The sequence below is a fragment of the Weissella sp. MSCH1 genome, assembly GCF_045799135.1.
GTDB lineage: Bacteria > Bacillota > Bacilli > Lactobacillales > Lactobacillaceae > Weissella.
The window spans coordinates 1-18,728 of record NZ_JBJMBA010000020.1 but is presented as its reverse complement, the minus strand read 5'-3'; the positions used below and the strand labels follow the sequence as shown (position 1 = coordinate 18,728).

The following is an 18,728-nucleotide window of genomic DNA, read 5'->3' as shown; positions in this document are numbered from 1 at the left end:
AAAGTTGGTTAATGTGAAGGTCCAAGACAAGAAGGCTGCGCTAGAGAACGAAGCGATTAAGCAAGTGATTGCTGAAGTAGAAGCCGAAATGGGTGACAACGGTCGCGTTTTGGTACGTCCTTCAGGTACGCAAGATTTGTTGCGTGTGATGGCAGAAGCCCAAACCGAAGAATTGGTTGGGGCCTATGTTGATCGCATCGTTGATGTTGTTCGTGCAGAAGTAGGAGTGGATTAAGAACATGGCTGCGGATTATCAAACGCTTGATATTATTGAGGAGATTACCCGTAACGACGGATCGACTTATAAGGAAATTGGCAATCTTTTGCACAATGGTCAAGCCGAATACGCCGCTGAACAGGGGATGATTCAATCAGTTCGTATTTTAAAAATTAACATTCCTCACTCAGGAAACGTTGAAAAATACGAAAAGTACGTTAATGAACATTTTGAAATACCTGAGATGGTTGCCATCAAAGAATACACCGAATGGACTAAGACGCCCGAAATGGATGATGTTATCCAAAAAATCCTAACTGAGAATCAAGTTAGTTAAACAATTAAACCCGGTCTGGCAGATACGCCAGACCGGGTTTTTTGTTACTTTTGTTTAGCCTTATTTGTGTGGCTCAGTGATAAGTGGGCTTGTTGAAAGGCGTTAGTAATTGTTGTTGTTTCATTAAATAACCAGTTTGATTGATTCATGATAAACTCGCTTTCTCAAGATGTTGTCCTTATTATAGGATTAAGACGTTTGTTATAAATAAATGGTGCTAAAAGTGAAACAAAATATACTGTTTTTTCAAAAATGTCCCGTATCCTAGTAATTAAGGAAGTTCATGATTGGGGGAAACGCGGATGACGCAGACATTGGCTGAAAGAATTAATGAAATAAGACGCAACAAACAGGTGTCGGTTCAAACAATTGTGGCGAATGGCATTTCAAAGAGTAAATATTTTGCGTACATGCGTGGTGAACGAGATTTGTCGATTCGTGATTTGCAAATTTTGATGGATTTGTTGACGGTCTCCTTTGCAGAGTTGGTGATTGATACAGATGTCATTCCAGAACCCTATAATCTAAATTTATTGCGTGCCCGTAATTTGACCGTTAATCAGTTGGAAACGTTTCGGGATATGCTACAAGCTAAGTATGCCCAGTCTAATTTAGTGGCACACCGACAATATGGTCTGGCCTTTAATTACTTGGTGGCCTACAAAAACGATGCTGATTGTAAACCGGATGTGACGGCACTCTATGATGAACTAAAAAATTATCGGGTCTTCACGTTCTTTGAGATGCAACTATTTTCGTTGATTGCCGAATCATTAACTCCTAAGCGTTTTTATCGGCTCTATGAAATTTTTGTGCAAAGCATCGGGTTGTTTAGTGGTTACATGCCAATGCCGATTTATCTCACCATTTTGCGGATTCATTATTATGCCTTGGTTCATCTAACACGTCCCTCGCTGAAATCTTGGCCAACCATGCTGTTTGTTTTAGAGGCAATTGAAAATCAACCTGCGCGTCCGTCAAATATTGAATTGTTTATGCTCCGCGAATTTGCCAAGATGTTGAAAGCATACTACACAGTTGATAGTCCGGCAGCGGAGCAACAATTCCGAAATTGGTTAAATGTTGCGATTACGCGAGGGGTGGTTGAAATCAAATTAACCTACGATACATTATCATTTCCTGGTTTATGGCAAGCCTTAACGATGAAACGTTCACACATGGCTGTTAATGGTAAGTCGATGTTTACGACAGATTATGATCATATTCAGTCAGCAAAGTTAGCAGATAACTTTGGCGATGCGCTCCAAATTTTGTTGAAAGGGAAACGAATTACCGGGAGCGAGTTAGAACAATACGGCATCACGCGGTCAAAGTTATATCGTATTATGCATCAGGACGTGGTCATTCGCTTAAATGATTTGTTCGAAATGATGACCTACTTACGGTTGTTGCCTGCTGATTTAACGGTGTTCTTCTTTAAAAATCCAACGTCCCGCGCGCGGGAACGTTTCGCAGCATTCTTGGTGGATCCAACCGACTATCAAACAGTGGTAACAGAGGCTTTGGATCATTATGAGATCTCGCATAGTAATGCTGATTATGAAACAGCACTTGAATTTCAAGTCTATGTCAACCAACAACTATCTGATTTTGATCCGACGAGCATTGTGCAATTAGACTTAGCACGGACAATTACGGACTACTTATTAAAACTGGATGAATGGCATGAAGCGGAGCATCGGCTAGTGATGTATTCATTTATCGACATTGATGATGTTGAGATGGTGATTAAACGCCTGCGGATTGCAGATGAGTATATGCACCATCGCAATGTATTTCGAGCACCAATTAGTTCAGTTCTGAATAATGCCGAGTATTCTTTACTGAAGGCCGTCATTTTAAACCAACGAGCAGATTTTGATAAAATCATGACCGTGGTTGCTGGCGAACGGGAGCGTGATCCGCAAATTTTCCACTTTGCCACTTGGCGCTGGCGAGTCGACGTCTTTAACTACTACGAGATGATGTTTACCAATCCGGTCGCGGGGTTGGCGGCGTTCGAAACGTTTGTGACCGATTATCAAGTTTTAACGGGCAAACCGCTGTTCCCAAAAAACAGAAATTTCATTGCTGATACATTGAAGCATCACTTTGCGACAGTTTTAAAAGGGGCAAATACCCCGACAAAATGACAATTCATAAAACCATTAGCTTGACAGGCTGAACAAAATGGTGAAATTTGTGTCTTTTTTGCACTTTTTGGCTGAAATGGCAGGGGATACCTTACTCTAGGTACATAGCAAAACGAGAAACAGGATGTGCTTAGAAAAGAGAGGTAAGGGACATGAATTGGATTCCAGAGATGATGAAGCGCGCAGCCAAGTATGGTGGTGATTTAGACCATCCAGAAGTGGTTGCTTGGGCACATGAGCAATGGCAAAATGCAGCAAATGAATGGCGTTATGAAGTCGATGGTGAACACCGATTCAGGACCCAAGCTGAACTGGCAACTTATTTGCACGTCGGTAAGATGCAACTAACAAAGTTTATCTCACAAGGCGTGGAAGAATTCCAATTACGGGGCCACCGCATCCGAGTGAATGATGATGTTTATATGGCCCGTGAACCACAAATTAGCTAATTGATAACCACTTGATAACCGATCAGGTGGTTTTTTGTTTTGTAATGAAAATGTAAAGTAAAAGGTAAAGCGTGATAGAGCAACACGTAAAACGTTTAAATTTGTTAACTAGTAAAATTGGCCTTGTTTACCATTTTACTTACGAGTGCTATATTAAATGCAACAACAAATAACCTTTTAAAAAGTAGTCCAGTGAGGCTATGAAGGGTTGCCGTTGGTTGGGGGAATTTAAGGGGATAACTGTATCAGTCCGCCTAAAAACTAACCAGAAGCAAAACCTCGTGAATCACTGATTCACGAGGTTTTTTTGTGCACAGAAAGGGAGTCACCATGCAAAACTTTGTTAACTTGAACGAGTTGCCACTCACGACAATTCAAGACATGATTGCTGAAGCACTAGCCTACAAACAGGGCAAACGTCAACCGACGCAGACGCCTAAATTAGTGGCCAACCTATTCTTTGAAAATTCAACCCGGACGCACACTAGCTTTCAGGTTGCAGAGACAAAACTAGGCTGGCAACGGATTGCAATTGATCCGCAAACGAGTTCCACGCAAAAGGGTGAAACCTTGTCGGATACATTAAAGACATTAGGGTCTGTTGGTGTTGACGTGGTTGTTCTACGTCATCATATCAATGACTGGTATCAACCGCTGGTCGCTGAGCAATCAGAGCGGATGCCACAACTGGTCAATGCTGGTGATGGTAGTGGCCAGCATCCGTCACAAAGTTTGTTGGACTTGGTGACGATCTATGAGAATTTTGGTCACTTTGAAGGATTAAATATCCGTATCGTTGGTGACTTAGCACATTCACGCGTTGCTCGGTCAAACGCAGCGGTTCTGCAACGCCTTGGGGCAACGGTGACATTTGGTGGACCCAAGGCATGGTATCCAAGCGAATTCGACACCTATGGCACGTACACGGGGCTTGATACAGAACTAGAAAAGGTTGATGTGTTGATGCTCTTGCGTGTTCAGCACGAACGCTTAGATACAGATGAAAACACGAATTTTTCAGCCACTAGCTACCATGCTTTACATGGACTAACACGTGAACGATATGGACGGTTGAAGGAACAGGCAATTATCATGCACCCTGCGCCAGTTAACCGGGGCGTTGAAATTGCTGATGAGTTGGTGGAGGCACCGAAATCACGTATTTTTGAACAAATGACCAACGGTGTTTATGCACGCATGGCAATTTTGGCGGCAATCGCACGAGGGGGAGAATAATGACAACACTTTTGATTAAGCAAGCTCAAATTTTAGAGGCTGACCAACTGGTCACGCGAGATGTCTTGGTGACTGACGATACGATTACGGCAGTCGCCCCACAACTTGATGTGACGGCTGACCGCGTTATTCAAGCAACGGGCCAATTATTAACACCTGGTTTGGTTGATATTCACGTCCATTTTCGCGAACCAGGTTTTGAATACAAAGAGACGATTGCAACGGGGTCTCGCGCAGCGGCCCGTGGTGGCTTTACGACCGTGGCAGCGATGCCTAATTTGAACCCCGTACCAGCTACTTTATCAGCGTTTGAAACTGTCCAAGCGCGTAATCAAGCAGCAGGTGTTGTCCACATTGCGCAGTATGGTGCGATTTCTGAAGGATTAACCGCTGACGAAATTGGTGATTTGCCAGCATTGGCTGCTGCAGGCGCAATCGCCTTCACTAATGATGGTAAAGGGGTGCAAACTGCAGCCACCATGCTTGATGCAATGACGGCCGCGGCCAAGGTGAATCGCCCACTAGTAGCGCACGTTGAAGATGAATCGTTAGTCAAAGGCGGGGTAATGAATTTGGGGGCACGGTCAGCTGAACTGGGTTTGCCGGGTATTAATCCGCTTGCTGAATCCGCACAACTTGCGCGTGATCTCATGTTGGCGCAAGCAACTGGCGTCCATTATCACGTCGCACATTTATCAACGAAAGAATCTGTCGCCTTGGTGCGGTTAGCGAAACAAAACGGGATTCATGTCACAGCCGAAGTCTCACCACATCACTTATTGTTGGATGAAACTGATATTACTGGGGATGATGCCTTGTTCAAAATGAATCCACCACTCCGTGCGCCGGCAGATCGGGCGGCGGTTATTGCCGGATTGTTGGACGGCACTATCGATATGGTCGCGACTGATCATGCACCACACAGTGTGGCTGAGAAGGAACGGTCATTCATCGGAGCGGCATTTGGTATTACTGGGATTGAAACCAGTTTTCAGTTGTTGTACACGCACTTGGTTAAACCTGGTATTGCGACGTTAGCCCAATTGTTAACTTGGATGAACGCAGCACCAATTGATGCATTCCAGTTAGAGGCACCAAAACAGGTTGCTGTCGGTGAACGCGCGGACTTGGCATTGTTCGATTTAGAAACACCATATCAAATTAATGCGCAAGATTTCTTGTCTAAGGGTGTGAATACGCCGTTTATTGGGGAAGTTGTCTATGGGCAAACGCGACTAACATTAGTTGCCGGTCGAATTGCTTATCAAGCAGAGGGGGAGTTATGAAGCGCTACTTAGTTTTAGCAAACGGATCAGTTTATGCGGGTGAAGGGTTTGGATCAACCAAGCCAGTCACGGGTGAAGTTGTTTTTAATACAGGGATGTCAGGGTATCAAGAGTCACTGACGGATTTGTCATACCATGGCCAAATTTTGACTTTCACGTACCCTTTAATTGGCAACTACGGCATTAACCGGGATGATTTTGAATCGCTCCGTCCGGCTGCAAGTGCAATTGTTGCTCATGAAATTGCCCGACGCCCGTCAAATTGGCGTTCTCAAATGTCATTGGCGGAATGGGCAGAGAAAATGGATTTACCAGGGATTACGGGCATTGATACGCGCGCGTTAACCAAAGAAATTCGGGAGCACGGTGTCATGAAGGCCACGATTGTTGATGAAGTGACCCCAGACGTACTGGCAACCTTGGCGGATACGACTTTGTCAGATCGACAGGTTGCTGAGGTAACGACGCAAACGACGTACGTTAATCCAACGGATGGCGTGTCAATTGCGATGATTGATTTTGGGTTGAAAAACTCAATTTTACGCGCGTTAGCCAAGCGAGGTGTCAATGTGACGGTTTTCCCAGCGACAGTAGATGCCCAAACAATTTTGGATACTAACCCAGACGGGGTGTTACTCTCAAACGGACCGGGTGACCCTGAATCAGTCGAGGGGGTCTTGCCGGTTATCCGCACGTTGCAGGATCGCTTGCCATTGATGGGTATTTGCTTAGGTCACCAATTGTTTGCTTTAGCCAATGGCGCAGAAACTTACAAATTAAAGTTTGGTCACCGCGGCTTTAACCACGCGGTTCGCAATTTGAACACTGGCCGAATTGATTTTACGTCGCAAAATCATGGTTATGCCGTTGATGCGGCATCGATTGTTGATACGAAGTTAGAAATAACCCATGAAGAAATTAACGACCACACAGTTGAAGGATTACAGTTGACGAACCGACCAGCCTTCTCGGTACAATTTCACCCAGATGCAGCACCAGGTCCTCACGATGCTGAGTATTTATTTGATGATTTTTTGCAGATGATTGCCAACGAAAAGCAAGGAGTGCAACATGCCTAAGCGTACAGATATTCGAAAGATTTTAGTGATTGGTTCAGGACCCATTGTGATTGGTCAAGCGGCTGAGTTTGATTATTCTGGTACGCAAGCAACGATGTCTTTGAAAGAGGAAGGGTATGAGGTTGTCTTGGTAAACTCGAACCCCGCCACCATTATGACAGATGCGGAAATGGCCGACCGTGTTTATATCGAACCGCTAACGTTGGAGTTTTTGGAGCGCATCATTCGGAAGGAACGGCCAGATGCCATTTTGCCAACCTTGGGTGGCCAAACAGGACTGAACTTAGCCAAGGATTTGTCTGAAACAGGTATCTTGGCCGAAATGGGCATCGAGTTACTCGGTACAAAATTAACGGCGATTGAAGAGGCGGAAGATCGTGAGGCGTTTAAAGATTTAATGGATCGGCTTCATGAACCGGTTCCTGAGTCAACGATTGCCACGACGGTCGATGATGCGTTAACGTTTGCGACAACGCATGGGTACCCGGTGATTGTGCGCCCGGCGTACACCCTCGGTGGAACTGGTGGGGGGATTGCGGCCACACCAACTGAATTGGCTGAGATTGCGGCAAATGGCTTGGAATTGTCACCAGTGACACAAGTATTGATTGAAAAATCAATTGCTGGCTTTAAGGAAATCGAGTTCGAAGTGATGCGTGATGCGGCTGATAACGCCTTAATTGTGGCATCAATGGAAAATTTTGACCCAGTTGGTATTCACACGGGTGATTCGATTGTGGTCGCACCGGTGCAAACCTTATCTGATCGTGAACTGCAAATGATGCGTGATGCAGCTTTGAAAATTATTCGAGCGCTCAAGATTGAGGGTGGTGTGAATATTCAAATGGCACTGAACCCAGAGTCGTTCCAGTACTACATCATCGAAGTGAACCCACGTGTGTCGCGCTCATCAGCCTTGGCTTCAAAGGCAACCGGGTATCCAATCGCGAAGATGGCCGCCAAGATTGCGGTTGGACTCACGTTGGATGAAATTATTAACCCAGTTACTGGTACGACCATGGCACAGTTTGAACCAGCCCTCGACTACGTGATCGTTAAAATTCCGCGTTGGCCGTTCGACAAATTTGCCAACGCTGACCGCCGTTTGGGGACGCAAATGAAGGCAACTGGTGAAGTTATGGCGATTGGCCGTAACATCGAAGAGGCCATGAATAAGGCAATTCGTTCATTGGAAATTGGGGCGCTCAGTTTGCGTGACAATCGGTTTGAGAACCTGGCTACTGCTGAGTTAGTGGATATGTTAATGCCAGCCCGTGATGATCGGCTGTTTATGATTGGCGAGTTATTCCGTCGGGGTGTCACGCTGGCCGAATTACATGCAGCGACGCAAATTGATGAATTTTTCTTAGACAAAGTGCTGCATTTGATTGAGATTGAAACACAACTTACGCATGAAGTCGGCGATGCTGACACGTTAGCATTGGCTAAGCGGAATGGGTTTGCTGATCAAACGATTGCGGACATTTGGGGGATGACGATGGACGATATTCGCCAGCGCCGGCAACAGTTACAGTTGCAGTCAGTCTACAAGATGGTTGATACGGTGGCGGCTGAATTTGCCTCACAAACGCCATATTATTATGCAACTTTTGAACAGGAAGATGAATCAGTTGTGAGTGAGAAGCCAAGTGTATTGGTGTTGGGTTCCGGTCCAATTCGCATTGGTCAAGGTGTTGAGTTCGACTATGCCACGGTGCATGCGGTGAAGGCGATTCAAGCAGCTGGGTATGAGGCAATTATCATGAACTCAAACCCTGAAACGGTGTCAACAGACTTTTCAGTCTCGGACAAGTTGTACTTTGAACCGCTCACGTTGGAAGATGTTCTGAATGTCATCGACCATGAGCAACCGCTTGGGGTGGTCGTTCAGTTCGGTGGTCAAACGGCGATTAATCTAGCAGCCCCATTAGCGGCGCGTGGTGTCAATATTTTGGGGACGACGGTTGAAAATCTGGATCGTGCGGAAGATCGTGAAGCCTTTGATCAAGTGATTAAGTCTCTGCAACTGCCACAACCGGTTGGTAAGACGGCAACGACGGTGCCGGGCGCTTTGGCAGCAGCTGAAGAAGTTGGCTATCCTGTCTTGGTTCGGCCTTCATACGTGTTGGGCGGTCGTGCGATGGAAATTGTGACCAATGCGGCTGAATTGACCGACTATATGGGGCGGGCAGTGAAGGTCTCAAATGATCACCCAGTTCTAATCGATTCTTACTTAGTAGGGGCCGAAGCTGAAGTAGATGTATTATCCGATGGTGAGACGGTTGTGATTCCAGGCATTATGGAACACATCGAACGCGCCGGTGTGCACTCTGGTGACTCAATGTCGGTTTACCCAAGTCAGACACTTAGCCAAAAGGTTAAGGATGAAATGGTGGCAGCGTCAATCGCATTAGCCAAGTCACTGCAGACCGTTGGATTGATGAACGTCCAATTTGTCATTCATGATAATACGGCGTATGTCATCGAAGTTAATCCACGCGCCTCACGAACAGTGCCATTTATTTCGAAGGTCACGCATTTACAGTTGGCGCAATTGGCAACGCAAGTGATGCTAGGTCAACGTTTAGCAGACCTCGGCTTAACAACTGGCTTGGTACCTGAACCAACAACGGTTCACGTTAAGGCACCGATTTTCTCATTCACCAAGTTGCCCGAAGTTGATTCATTGCTGGGACCAGAAATGAAATCAACCGGGGAGGTAATGGGATCCGACACGACGTTTGAAAAAGCACTATACAAGGCGTTTGAAGCGTCAAACATCAAGGTCCCAACGTTCGGTAACGTGCTATTGACAGTTGCTGACGAAGATAAGGAAGAAGCCCTGGTGTTGGCTAAACGTTTTGCCGACTTAGGTTTCCAATTGGTTGCGACGGCAGGGACAGGAGCTTACCTGCGTGATAATCAGTTAGCCGTTGAGATTCTTGATAAGATCAATGAATCTGATAATAATGCGGTATCAGCATTGCGAAACGGACACCTACAAATTGCGATTAATACAACACGTCAAGATGGCGCTACGATTAGTGATGGCCAACGGATTCGACATGCGGCCATTGAAAATGCAGTCCCACTCTTTACGGCATTCGACACGGTGGGCGCGTTGCTTCGCGTTTTGGAATCACAAGGGTTTGCGGTTACAGCAATGGCCTAGACAGTTATTTGGGGAGAATTAACATGGAAGAAACACGTTATTCAGTATCATTGCCAGGATTGGAGCTAAAGAATCCCTTTATGCCTTCATCAGGGGCATTTATGTACGGCTTGGATCACTTGCAAGATTTTGACTTAAATGAAATGGGCGCGTTGGTCTTAAAGACGACAACGGTAGAAGCGCGTCGTGGTAATCCAAAGCCTTGGGTCATTGGCACTGATAGTGGCATTATGAATTCAGTTGGTTTGGCTAATCCAGGGATGGCATCGGTCGCTAATGAAGTACTGCCTGAACTGGCGACGGCCTTACCAGATCTACCAGTGATGATTTCAGTAGCTGGTGAAACGGTCTTAGAATATCAAACGTTAGCCAAAGTGTTTGATCGGATTGATTATATTAAGGCACTGGAGCTTAATCTGTCATGCCCAAACGTCGATAAAGGTGGAATGGAATTTGGTGTTGATCCGGAAACGGCAGCTGAAGTAGTTGCCGCCGTTCGTGAGGTGACGGATAAGCCGTTGTACGCTAAATTATCACCAAATGTGACGGATATAAAACCGATTGCTAAAGCGGTTGCTAATGCAGGGGCGGATGGATTAGTGCTGATTAATACGGTGGTTGGTATGAGCCTTGATTTGGCCACGCGCCAACCACGCTTGTACCGTGGTACTGGTGGTATGTCAGGAGCAGCCATCCACCCAATTGCTGTGCGAATGATTTGGGAAGCGGCTTCGGTGGTTGATATTCCGATCATTGGCGTCGGCGGGGTTGATTCAATTGATGCGGCCCTTGAGTTAATGCTGGCCGGTGCGTCCGCTGTGCAGATTGGCACGAAAACAGCTGAAGATAAGCAATTTATTCCCAAGTTAATTGCGGCTTTACCAGCGGCCCTTGATAAATATGGGTTTGACACGGTGCGTGATGTTACTGGGGCGGTGGCAAAGTTCCCACTACCCGTTACGGCTTGGGAAGCGACGCATTAGGAGAGATGATGACAAAACCAGTATTTATTGCGTTGGATTTTTCCAACGCGCAGGAAACAATGGCCTTTCTAGAGCAGTTTCCGGCTGATGTCCGGCCAGCGGTAAAAGTGGGGATGGCCTTGTTTTATCGTGAAGGGCCAGCGATTGTTCGCCAACTAAAAGCGGCTGGCTTCACTGTGTTTTTGGATTTGAAGTTATACGATATTCCAAATACCGTGGCCCAAGCGACGAATCATTTGGCCCAGCTGGGCGTTGACTATTTGACGATTCACGCAGCCGGTGGTGTTCGGATGATGGCAGCTGCTCGGGAGGGTGCCGTAGCCGGTGCCACATTGGTTAATGGTCAGGTGCCTAAATTATTAGCAATTACGCAGTTAACGTCTTTTTCAGAACAAGAAATGCAAGCGACACAACTTGTGACGGTACCATTATTAACGAGTGTGGTTCATTTAGCGCAACTGGCTGCGACAGCTGGTTTTGCTGGCACAATCTCGTCAGCATTCGAATCACAAGCAATCCATGAAGCGACATCAACTGACTTTTTATCGATTACACCAGGTATTCGCTTAGCTGGGGATGCAGTCGGTGATCAAAATCGCGTTGTTACACCAGCGCGTGCACGTGAAATGGGGGCGAACGGTATTGTTGTCGGACGGTCGATAACGCAAGCGCCAGATCCAGTTGCAGCGTATCAGCGCGTGGTCGCTGAATTTCAGGGGGAATAATGATGACAGATTATCAAACAGAAGTTGCCACGGCATTGCTTAAAATCGAAGCGGTCAAGCTTCAACCGACGGTACCGTTTACCTGGGCTTCGGGCATTTTGAGTCCAATTTATACTGACAATCGCACGACAATCAGCTTTCCGGCTGTTCGTCGGTTGATTGCGCAAGGATTGGCAGAGTTGATTAAGCGTGAATATCCAGATGTACAGGTGATTGGCGGTGTGGCAACCGCCGGTATTCCACATGCGGCCTGGGTGGCAGAAGTACTAGATTTGCCAATGGTGTATGTCCGGTCAAAGCCGAAGGACCACGGGGCTGGTCAACAAATTGAGGGGGTTGTGCGACCTGGACAAAAGGTCGTCCTGATTGATGATTTGATTTCAACGGGCGGATCGGTATTGGGGGCAGTTAAAGCGACCCGAGCGGCTGGTGCGGAAGTATTAGGCGTTAGCGCCATCTTCAGTTACGAACTGCCAGCAGCAACGCAAAACTTTGGCGAAGCGCAGACCCCGTTTAACGCGCTAACGAACTACACGACGTTGTTAACGGTGGCACAGCAAACAGGGACTATTCAAGCGTCGGATTTGGCAACGCTCCAAGAGTGGCGTCAAGATCCGCAAGCTTGGCAACCAAACAATTAATCACAAAAAACCAGTTCCAGTGTGGACTGGTTTTTTAGGTTGTTGAGGCGCTTATTTTTTCACCAGTTAATATTTAGCTAAGGCTAACGGCGAAATGTCCCCAAAATTGGCCTTTGTTGATAAAATGGACCATAAGACTATTTGTGAAAGGTGACCAACTATGAATATCGGATTATTCACGGACACTTATTTCCCGCAGGTTTCTGGTGTTGCAACGTCAATTCAAACGTTGCGTCGTCAATTAGAAGCCAACGGACATAAAGTGTATATTTTTACGTCTACCGATCCGAAGGTAAAAAAAGGCACCCTGGAACCTAACGTATATCGGTTTGCGAGTCTGCCTTTTGTGGGCTTTAAGGATCGTCGGATTACGTATCGTGGGGCCATTCAAGCGGTGCAATTAGCGAAGAAATTGGAATTGGATTTAGTGCACACGCAAACTGAATTTTCGTTGGGCGTCATTGGTAAGTTTGTTGCCCGCCAACTGAAAATTCCGGTCGTACATACGTTTCATACAAATTACGAGGATTATTTGCACTATATTGCGAATGGTAAAATCATTCGGCCGGGTAGTGTCGCTGTGATTGCCCGCAATTTTATGGCGGGGATGACAGGAATTATCTCACCATCACGCCAAACTTACGACACATTAACCAAGTATAAGGTGAAAGCACCGATCGAAATCATTCCGACCGGCGTTAATGTGCTACATGGGGCTAATGAAGACACAAGCGCTAAGTTGCGGGTTGAGTTAGGCTTGGATCCAGACACGCCGGTTGTCTTGTCGCTTGGGCGCGTCGCGTTTGAAAAGAACTTGGATGACGCCTTATCGGTTTTTGCGGAGGCGTTAGAAACAGTGCCTGAAGCAAAGTTCGTGATTGTCGGTGGCGGTCCAGCCATGGAAGCCCTCCAGGAACACGTTTCGGCCTTGGAAATTACGGATCATGTTATTTTTACTGGTGAAGTTAATCATAATGACGTTTATGGCTACTACAAGATGGGGGACGTGTTTGTCTCTGCTTCAGTATCAGAAACGCAAGGACTGACTTTTATTGAAGCCATGACGGCTGATACGCCGGTTGTTGCCATTCACAGTCCGTACTTAGACACGATTGTGACCGATAAAAATATTGGGCAACTGGTTGATGATAGCTTTCAATTATTAGAACCGATGGTCTCGTACTTGCAGGCAAAAGAGATGGGGACAGTTATTGGTAATCCGGACGCCCGCCAACAAGTACTGCATGAAATTGATGAACGGACCTTTGGTAAGCGGGTGATTGATTTTTACGCAGAAGCATTGGCAGTCTACCATGAAGAGGAGGATACGGAAGCAGCTGAAGCAAATGACGTTGAGTACTCAAAGACATTCTTGCTTCGCAATCCCTTCCGGCGTGATAACTCATGATTAAAATAACGATGTTTTCATCAGCTGAAACCGTTCCAGGTCAAGGGGTGGGTTCAGCGTACCGCGAGTTGGTTAATTTACTAACGGCCCGTTTTAAAGACAGCTTTAAATTACGCTTTAATTCATTGGCGCCAGCTGACGTGAGTCATTATCATACAATTGATTTTTGGTTCTACCTGAATACCTTCTTGCCAGGACGTGGTCAAAAGGTCGGGTACGTACACTTCTTACCTGAAACATTGGACGGGTCAATCTTGTTGCATTGGCCGGTTAAAAATATTTTCTACTGGTATGTGATGGCGTTCTACAAGCGCATGGATCACATTGTTGTCGTTAATCCAACGTTCATTGAGAAGCTGGTGGCCTTAGGCGTTAAGCGGGACAAAATTACCTATATTCCAAATTTTGTTACCAAAACGCAATTCCATCCGTTGCCACTGGATCAAAAGCAGACGTTACGTCAGCAGTTTGGCATCGACCAAGAGGCGTTTGTGGTGTTGGGGGTTGGCCAAATTCAAGAACGCAAGGGGATTTGGGACTTCATTGCACTGGCACGAGAAAATCCGCAGTGGACTTTTGTCTGGGTTGGGGGCTTTTCGTTTGGCTCAATTACAGCAGGTTATGATGAATTGAAAAAGGTCCTCGCTGATCCACCAGCTAATCTAAAATTCCCAGGGATTGTGGATCGCGCAGTCATTAACGGGTATTACAACGTTGCTGACGTTTTCTTATTACCAAGTTATTCTGAATTGTTCCCAATGTCAGCGTTGGAAGCATTTAGCACAGGGACACCGACAGTCTTGCGCGACTTGGATTTGTACCGGGCAATTATTGCCGGCTACTATTTGCCGGCTAAAGATAAATCGGATATGCAACAAGAACTTGCCAACTTAGCGACCAATTCAGATTTGCGTCAACGTTTGTCAGAACAGGCACTCGCGGCTTCAGAGCGCTATTCGGCCGACTATGTCGCGGATATCTGGCAAAAGTTCTACACGGAACAGGCTGCATTAGGAAAGAGGTAGCTAGATGACAAAACGTAACGGGATTGTTTTTGTTATTATGCTGTTAATCGGCTTAGGTATCTTTTACTGGTCATTTCGTACGGTGAATTTGCATGAGTTTGCTCAGGATTTACGGCAGACTAACTGGTGGTGGCTCCTGGTTGCCGTCGGCGCTATGGTGATCTATTTGTTGCTTGAGGCAGTGGTTGTTAAGGTCTTTGTTAACGATGCACATGAGAAATTAAGCTGGAAGGATGCCATTCGGGTGCCATTGGTTGAACAGTTTGGTAATGGGATTACACCGTTTGCCACCGGCGGTCAGCCAATGCAGATGATTACAATGGCACAGGCCGGCATCGACCCCGGGCGTGCCGGTTCAATTCTGTTAATGAAATTTGTTGTTTATCAAGGCATGATTGTCGTGAACTTTATCTTGGCATTGGTAATTGGTTACCAATATATAGCGGATAAGCTTCATGCTTGGGCAATATTTGTGATTTTAGGATTTTTGGTGCATTTGGCAGTTATTGTTGGTTTGTTGTTAGTCATGTATTGGCCAGCGCTAACTAATACGTTGGTGCAGTGGCTGTTTAAGCCGATTCAACGGTTTAAACCGGATAAAGCGACTGCCTGGCGGGAAACGGTTGATGCCAAAATTGTAAATTTCCATCAAGAAAGTGTCCGGATGAGTCATGATTGGCCAGCTTTGTGGCGGGCCATCGTGGTAACGTTCTTCCAAATGCTGGTTTATTACCTAATCCCGTACTTCATCCTGTTAGGATTAGGCGTACCACATGTTAACGTTATCTTGGTAACGGCTTTTCATATTCTGATTGTCATGGTCATTTCGCTGTTTCCGATTCCAGGTGGAACGGGTGGCGCCGAGGCTGGTTTTGCGATGTTATTCGCACAGTTCTTGCCGAATGCGGCGTTGCTTGTATTTGCCATGGCGATTTGGCGCCTGATTACCTACTATATGGGGATGTTTGCGGGCATCCTAGCCTTCAGCTTAAGTGCCGATAAGATAGAAAGAGGAAAAGAGTGAGTCGAGAAAGTGATTTGGTACAAATCGCTCAACGTATTCGTGCCATGATGGTCGATGACCGTGATGATGTGCAAATAAGACATTTTGATGCATTCGGGGTCACAGTTGTTACAGTCATGTATGATCGGCCATCACAAACATTTGCAGTTGAGGGACTACGTGATAATAACCGACGTTTTGCGTTTGATGACGCAGATTTGGTTGCAATCGATATCTATGAAGCGTTGCAGGACTTTAAGGAGACCTTTTAAAACTGTGACGAAAAGTTGGTATCATTAAGTCTCTTTTATGTTTCGTTAATGGAACAGCTGTATACTGAAAGAATATAATTTAAGAACGGATTACCGTTCGAGATAAAATGGAGCGTAATAAAATGCAACGAGTAATTTCAGCTATCAAAAAATGGTGGCCGGACTTTAACTCAACGGTTGGCTTCTTCTTGTTGTCCGTGTTCTTGGTTTGGTTGAAAACCTACTGGGCATATAAGACGAAATTTTCACTGGGAGTTAGCGGATCTTTGCAAGAGTTCTTGCTATTTTTGAATCCAATTCCAACAGCAATTATTTTGCTGGGGATTGCGCTTTACTTCCGTGGACGAATTGCCTACTGGTTGATGTTGTTGATCAATTTAGTACAGACGATTTGGTTGTTTGCTAATATCCTGTACTATCGTGAGTTCTCCGACTTTTTGTCGTTGAATATCATGAACTCTGGTGGCTCAGTTGAAAATAACTTGAGCAAGTCAATCGCAGGTATTATTCAAGGATCAGATTTCCTGGTCTTTTTGGATATTGTTGTGTTGATTGTTTTGTTATTGACGAAGGTCATTAAGGTCGACAAGACGGCTGTACAAAAGCGATTTGCCGCATTGACAACTGTGTTTGGTATCTTATTGATGCTGGTTGGCTATGGTATCTCATCAAAGGATCGATCAGGCCTACTGACGCGAACGTTTGATAACAACTACATTGTTAAGTATTTGGGCTTGAATGAATACGCGGCCTACAACGTCTTTAAGACGAAGCAAACGGCAGATGTTAAGAAGGAAGCGAAAGCCTCTGACTTGGATAAGATTAAGCAATTCGTGAAGAACAATAGTACATTGCAGAATTCTGTTTACTTCGGTAAGGAGAAGGGCAAGAATGTGATTATGTTCCACTTGGAATCATTCCAGCAATTCTTGATTGATTACAAAGTTAACGGGGTAGAGGTAACACCTAACCTTAATAAGTTCTACCACGATCAAAACACATTAGCATTTGATAATTTCTACAATGAAGTTGGTCAAGGAAAGACAGCTGATGCTGAAATGATGTTGGAGACCGGACTGTTTGGAACCGCTTCAGGGTCAGCGATGGTTAACTATGGTACGTCAAACACGTATCAAGCAGTACCGGCCTGGCTTGACCAACAGGGCTATACAACGGCTGCCTTCCACGGTGACGTCGCTTCATTCTGGAATCGTGATAATACCTATAAGTCTTGGGGATATGATTACTTCTTTAGTAAGCCATATTACAAAGATGCTGATAATGCCAACTACAACATTGGCTATGGTATGAAGGATAAAATCTTCTTGCAAGATGCAGCTAAGTACATAGAACAGTTACCACAACCGTTCTATGCGAAGTTGATTACGGTTACTAACCACTATCCATATGACTTGGATAAGCAGAACATTTCAATTGAAAAGACAACGACAGGTGACAAGACAGTTGACGGGTATGTGCAAACGGCCCGCTACCTAGACCAATCATTTGCTGAGTTCTTAAATTGGATGAAGAAATCTGGCTTGTATGATAAGTCGATGATTGTTTTGTATGGTGATCACTATGGTATTTCTGAAAACCACCCAGCTGCAATTGCTAAGTTGATTGGCAAGAGTTCAGTTAACAAGTATGACCTCGCGAACTGGCAAAAGGTGCCGTTTATTGTGCACGCACCTGGTTTGCAGGGCGGTGTGAACCACACGTATGGTGGTGAAATTGACGTTATGCCAACGTTATTGCACCTATTAGGGATATCAACGGCCAATGATGTGCAATTTGGCCAGGACTTATTGGCAACAAACCGTAAGCAAGTTGTGCCCTTCCGAAACGGTGACTGGGTATCAGCAGAGTATATGAAGTATGGTGGCAATTACTATGTCACGACGACTGGTACGAAGATTAATCCAAAGGAAGATCCACGTGCCAAGGAGATCATTGAACAGACGCAGAAGTACGTTGACAAGATGTTAACGTACTCAGACAACGTCCAAACAGGAGACCTGCTACGCTTCTACACACCAGAAGGCTTCAAGAAGGTCAAAAAGTCTGATTATTCATATAAGAAGTCAGATGGACTGAAGTTGCTGAAGCAGATGGACAAGAAGCAAGATACAACGTTGAAGGATCAACATGATCAGAAGTCGACCATGGCTGACTATGTCACGGATGCACCAGAACTTGGTGGCCAACCACAGACGATTCAACAAGCGTCAAGTAGTAGTGCATCTGATGACGGCACAGCGACTGATAGCGCTACTGTTGATGATAGCGGTGCTGCAACGGATAGTACGGCAGTTGGACAGTAATAACATCACAAAAAGCACGCAGATTTAGGTCTGACGTGCTTTTTTTATTGTTCGGAATTAATTGATGAATTAAAGTAGTTGACGAACGTTCGCGAATGCGATATATTATTTAAGCACTCGAAAGCGGAAACGTTTATGTGGTGAAACTTGGATAAAACAAAGTGTTGACATCGTGTTGATTGCTTGGTAAGATATTTAAGTTGTATCAGAGAGATATGTAAATCTAATGAGATTGATATTGAAGTTGTTGAAATAAGTTGTTGACAATTTACTTTCACTTCTGTAATATAGATTAAGTCGTCAAGGCGACTGAGTAGGTCATTGAAAACTGAATATCGTTTCGATGAAACAAATGTGTAGGGTCATCAAGCAAGTTCTTGATGCAAAAACATTTGCGAAGTCAATTCGCTAGTAAATT

The 18,728-nt window shown here is 45.3% G+C and carries 15 protein-coding genes and 1 pseudogene; all 16 read left to right on the top strand.

What is annotated here, in order from left to right; all coding sequences use genetic code 11:
* A pseudogene (locus tag ACJ28U_RS00830) lies at positions 1 to 235 on the top strand (phosphoglucosamine mutase); the annotation flags it as partial.
* A 4-nt stretch (positions 236 to 239) separates the two neighbouring features.
* Positions 240 to 554, top strand: coding sequence for a hypothetical protein (locus ACJ28U_RS00825; RefSeq protein ID WP_010369936.1), 315 nt, complete (start codon positions 240 to 242; stop codon positions 552 to 554).
* A gap of 302 nt (positions 555 to 856) precedes the next feature.
* Entirely contained in the window at positions 857 to 2,707 is a 1,851-nt protein-coding gene (locus ACJ28U_RS00820; RefSeq protein ID WP_407618084.1) for a helix-turn-helix domain-containing protein, read from the top strand.
* Positions 2,708 to 2,859: 152 nt separating this feature from the next.
* Entirely contained in the window at positions 2,860 to 3,156 is a 297-nt protein-coding gene (locus tag ACJ28U_RS00815) for a hypothetical protein (protein WP_010369924.1), read from the top strand.
* Positions 3,157 to 3,486: 330 nt separating this feature from the next.
* On the top strand, positions 3,487 to 4,392 hold the full coding sequence (locus ACJ28U_RS00810; RefSeq protein WP_099088187.1) for an aspartate carbamoyltransferase catalytic subunit: 906 nt from the start codon (positions 3,487 to 3,489) through the stop codon (positions 4,390 to 4,392).
* The gene (locus ACJ28U_RS00805; RefSeq protein ID WP_099088186.1) at positions 4,392 to 5,678 is read left to right on the top strand and encodes a dihydroorotase; all 1,287 of its coding nucleotides are present in this window, start codon (positions 4,392 to 4,394) and stop codon (positions 5,676 to 5,678) included. Before ACJ28U_RS00810 ends, ACJ28U_RS00805 begins: the two co-directional genes overlap by 1 nt.
* A complete protein-coding gene (locus tag ACJ28U_RS00800; RefSeq protein ID WP_407618083.1) occupies positions 5,675 to 6,757 on the top strand; it encodes a carbamoyl phosphate synthase small subunit in 1,083 nt (360 codons plus the stop codon). The genes ACJ28U_RS00805 and ACJ28U_RS00800 overlap by 4 nt, the downstream gene beginning before the upstream one ends.
* Positions 6,750 to 9,929 (top strand): carbamoyl-phosphate synthase large subunit, encoded by a 3,180-nt coding sequence (carB, locus tag ACJ28U_RS00795; protein ID WP_407618082.1) that lies wholly within the window; start codon positions 6,750 to 6,752, stop codon positions 9,927 to 9,929. The genes ACJ28U_RS00800 and carB overlap by 8 nt, the downstream gene beginning before the upstream one ends.
* Before the next feature lie 23 nt (positions 9,930 to 9,952).
* Entirely contained in the window at positions 9,953 to 10,912 is a 960-nt protein-coding gene (locus tag ACJ28U_RS00790) for a dihydroorotate dehydrogenase (RefSeq protein ID WP_099088183.1), read from the top strand.
* Positions 10,913 to 10,920: 8 nt separating this feature from the next.
* On the top strand, positions 10,921 to 11,637 hold the full coding sequence (gene pyrF, locus ACJ28U_RS00785; RefSeq protein ID WP_407618086.1) for an orotidine-5'-phosphate decarboxylase: 717 nt from the start codon (positions 10,921 to 10,923) through the stop codon (positions 11,635 to 11,637).
* A gap of 2 nt (positions 11,638 to 11,639) precedes the next feature.
* Entirely contained in the window at positions 11,640 to 12,278 is a 639-nt protein-coding gene (pyrE, locus tag ACJ28U_RS00780; protein ID WP_407618085.1) for an orotate phosphoribosyltransferase, read from the top strand.
* A 160-nt stretch (positions 12,279 to 12,438) separates the two neighbouring features.
* Positions 12,439 to 13,686 carry a glycosyltransferase family 4 protein gene (locus ACJ28U_RS00775; RefSeq protein WP_099088180.1) on the top strand — a complete coding sequence of 416 codons (1,248 nt, stop codon included), beginning with the start codon at positions 12,439 to 12,441 and terminating at the stop codon, positions 13,684 to 13,686.
* Entirely contained in the window at positions 13,683 to 14,711 is a 1,029-nt protein-coding gene (locus tag ACJ28U_RS00770; protein WP_407618081.1) for a glycosyltransferase family 4 protein, read from the top strand. The genes ACJ28U_RS00775 and ACJ28U_RS00770 overlap by 4 nt, the downstream gene beginning before the upstream one ends.
* 4 nt (positions 14,712 to 14,715) lie before the next feature.
* Positions 14,716 to 15,735: a YbhN family protein gene (locus tag ACJ28U_RS00765; protein ID WP_407618080.1), complete on the top strand. Its 1,020-nt coding sequence runs from the start codon at positions 14,716 to 14,718 to the stop codon at positions 15,733 to 15,735.
* The gene (locus ACJ28U_RS00760) at positions 15,732 to 15,986 is read left to right on the top strand and encodes a DUF1797 family protein (protein WP_099088177.1); all 255 of its coding nucleotides are present in this window, start codon (positions 15,732 to 15,734) and stop codon (positions 15,984 to 15,986) included. The genes ACJ28U_RS00765 and ACJ28U_RS00760 overlap by 4 nt, the downstream gene beginning before the upstream one ends.
* 122 nt (positions 15,987 to 16,108) lie before the next feature.
* Positions 16,109 to 18,310 (top strand): LTA synthase family protein, encoded by a 2,202-nt coding sequence (locus tag ACJ28U_RS00755; protein WP_407618079.1) that lies wholly within the window; start codon positions 16,109 to 16,111, stop codon positions 18,308 to 18,310.
* Positions 18,311 to 18,728: the final 418 nt, after the last annotated feature.

What these genes read in the sequence shown, in the direction of transcription:
- ACJ28U_RS00825 (WP_010369936.1), top strand. Translation starts at nt 240, where the DNA reads ATGGCTGCGGATTATCAAACGCTTGATATTATTGAGGAGATTACCCGT.
- ACJ28U_RS00820 (WP_407618084.1), top strand. Translation starts at nt 857, where the DNA reads ATGACGCAGACATTGGCTGAAAGAATTAATGAAATAAGACGCAACAAA.
- ACJ28U_RS00815 (WP_010369924.1), top strand. Translation starts at nt 2,860, where the DNA reads ATGAATTGGATTCCAGAGATGATGAAGCGCGCAGCCAAGTATGGTGGT.
- ACJ28U_RS00810 (WP_099088187.1), top strand. Translation starts at nt 3,487, where the DNA reads ATGCAAAACTTTGTTAACTTGAACGAGTTGCCACTCACGACAATTCAA.
- ACJ28U_RS00805 (WP_099088186.1), top strand. Translation starts at nt 4,392, where the DNA reads ATGACAACACTTTTGATTAAGCAAGCTCAAATTTTAGAGGCTGACCAA.
- ACJ28U_RS00800 (WP_407618083.1), top strand. Translation starts at nt 5,675, where the DNA reads ATGAAGCGCTACTTAGTTTTAGCAAACGGATCAGTTTATGCGGGTGAA.
- carB (WP_407618082.1), top strand. Translation starts at nt 6,750, where the DNA reads ATGCCTAAGCGTACAGATATTCGAAAGATTTTAGTGATTGGTTCAGGA.
- ACJ28U_RS00790 (WP_099088183.1), top strand. Translation starts at nt 9,953, where the DNA reads ATGGAAGAAACACGTTATTCAGTATCATTGCCAGGATTGGAGCTAAAG.
- pyrF (WP_407618086.1), top strand. Translation starts at nt 10,921, where the DNA reads ATGACAAAACCAGTATTTATTGCGTTGGATTTTTCCAACGCGCAGGAA.
- pyrE (WP_407618085.1), top strand. Translation starts at nt 11,640, where the DNA reads ATGACAGATTATCAAACAGAAGTTGCCACGGCATTGCTTAAAATCGAA.
- ACJ28U_RS00775 (WP_099088180.1), top strand. Translation starts at nt 12,439, where the DNA reads ATGAATATCGGATTATTCACGGACACTTATTTCCCGCAGGTTTCTGGT.
- ACJ28U_RS00770 (WP_407618081.1), top strand. Translation starts at nt 13,683, where the DNA reads ATGATTAAAATAACGATGTTTTCATCAGCTGAAACCGTTCCAGGTCAA.
- ACJ28U_RS00765 (WP_407618080.1), top strand. Translation starts at nt 14,716, where the DNA reads ATGACAAAACGTAACGGGATTGTTTTTGTTATTATGCTGTTAATCGGC.
- ACJ28U_RS00755 (WP_407618079.1), top strand. Translation starts at nt 16,109, where the DNA reads ATGCAACGAGTAATTTCAGCTATCAAAAAATGGTGGCCGGACTTTAAC.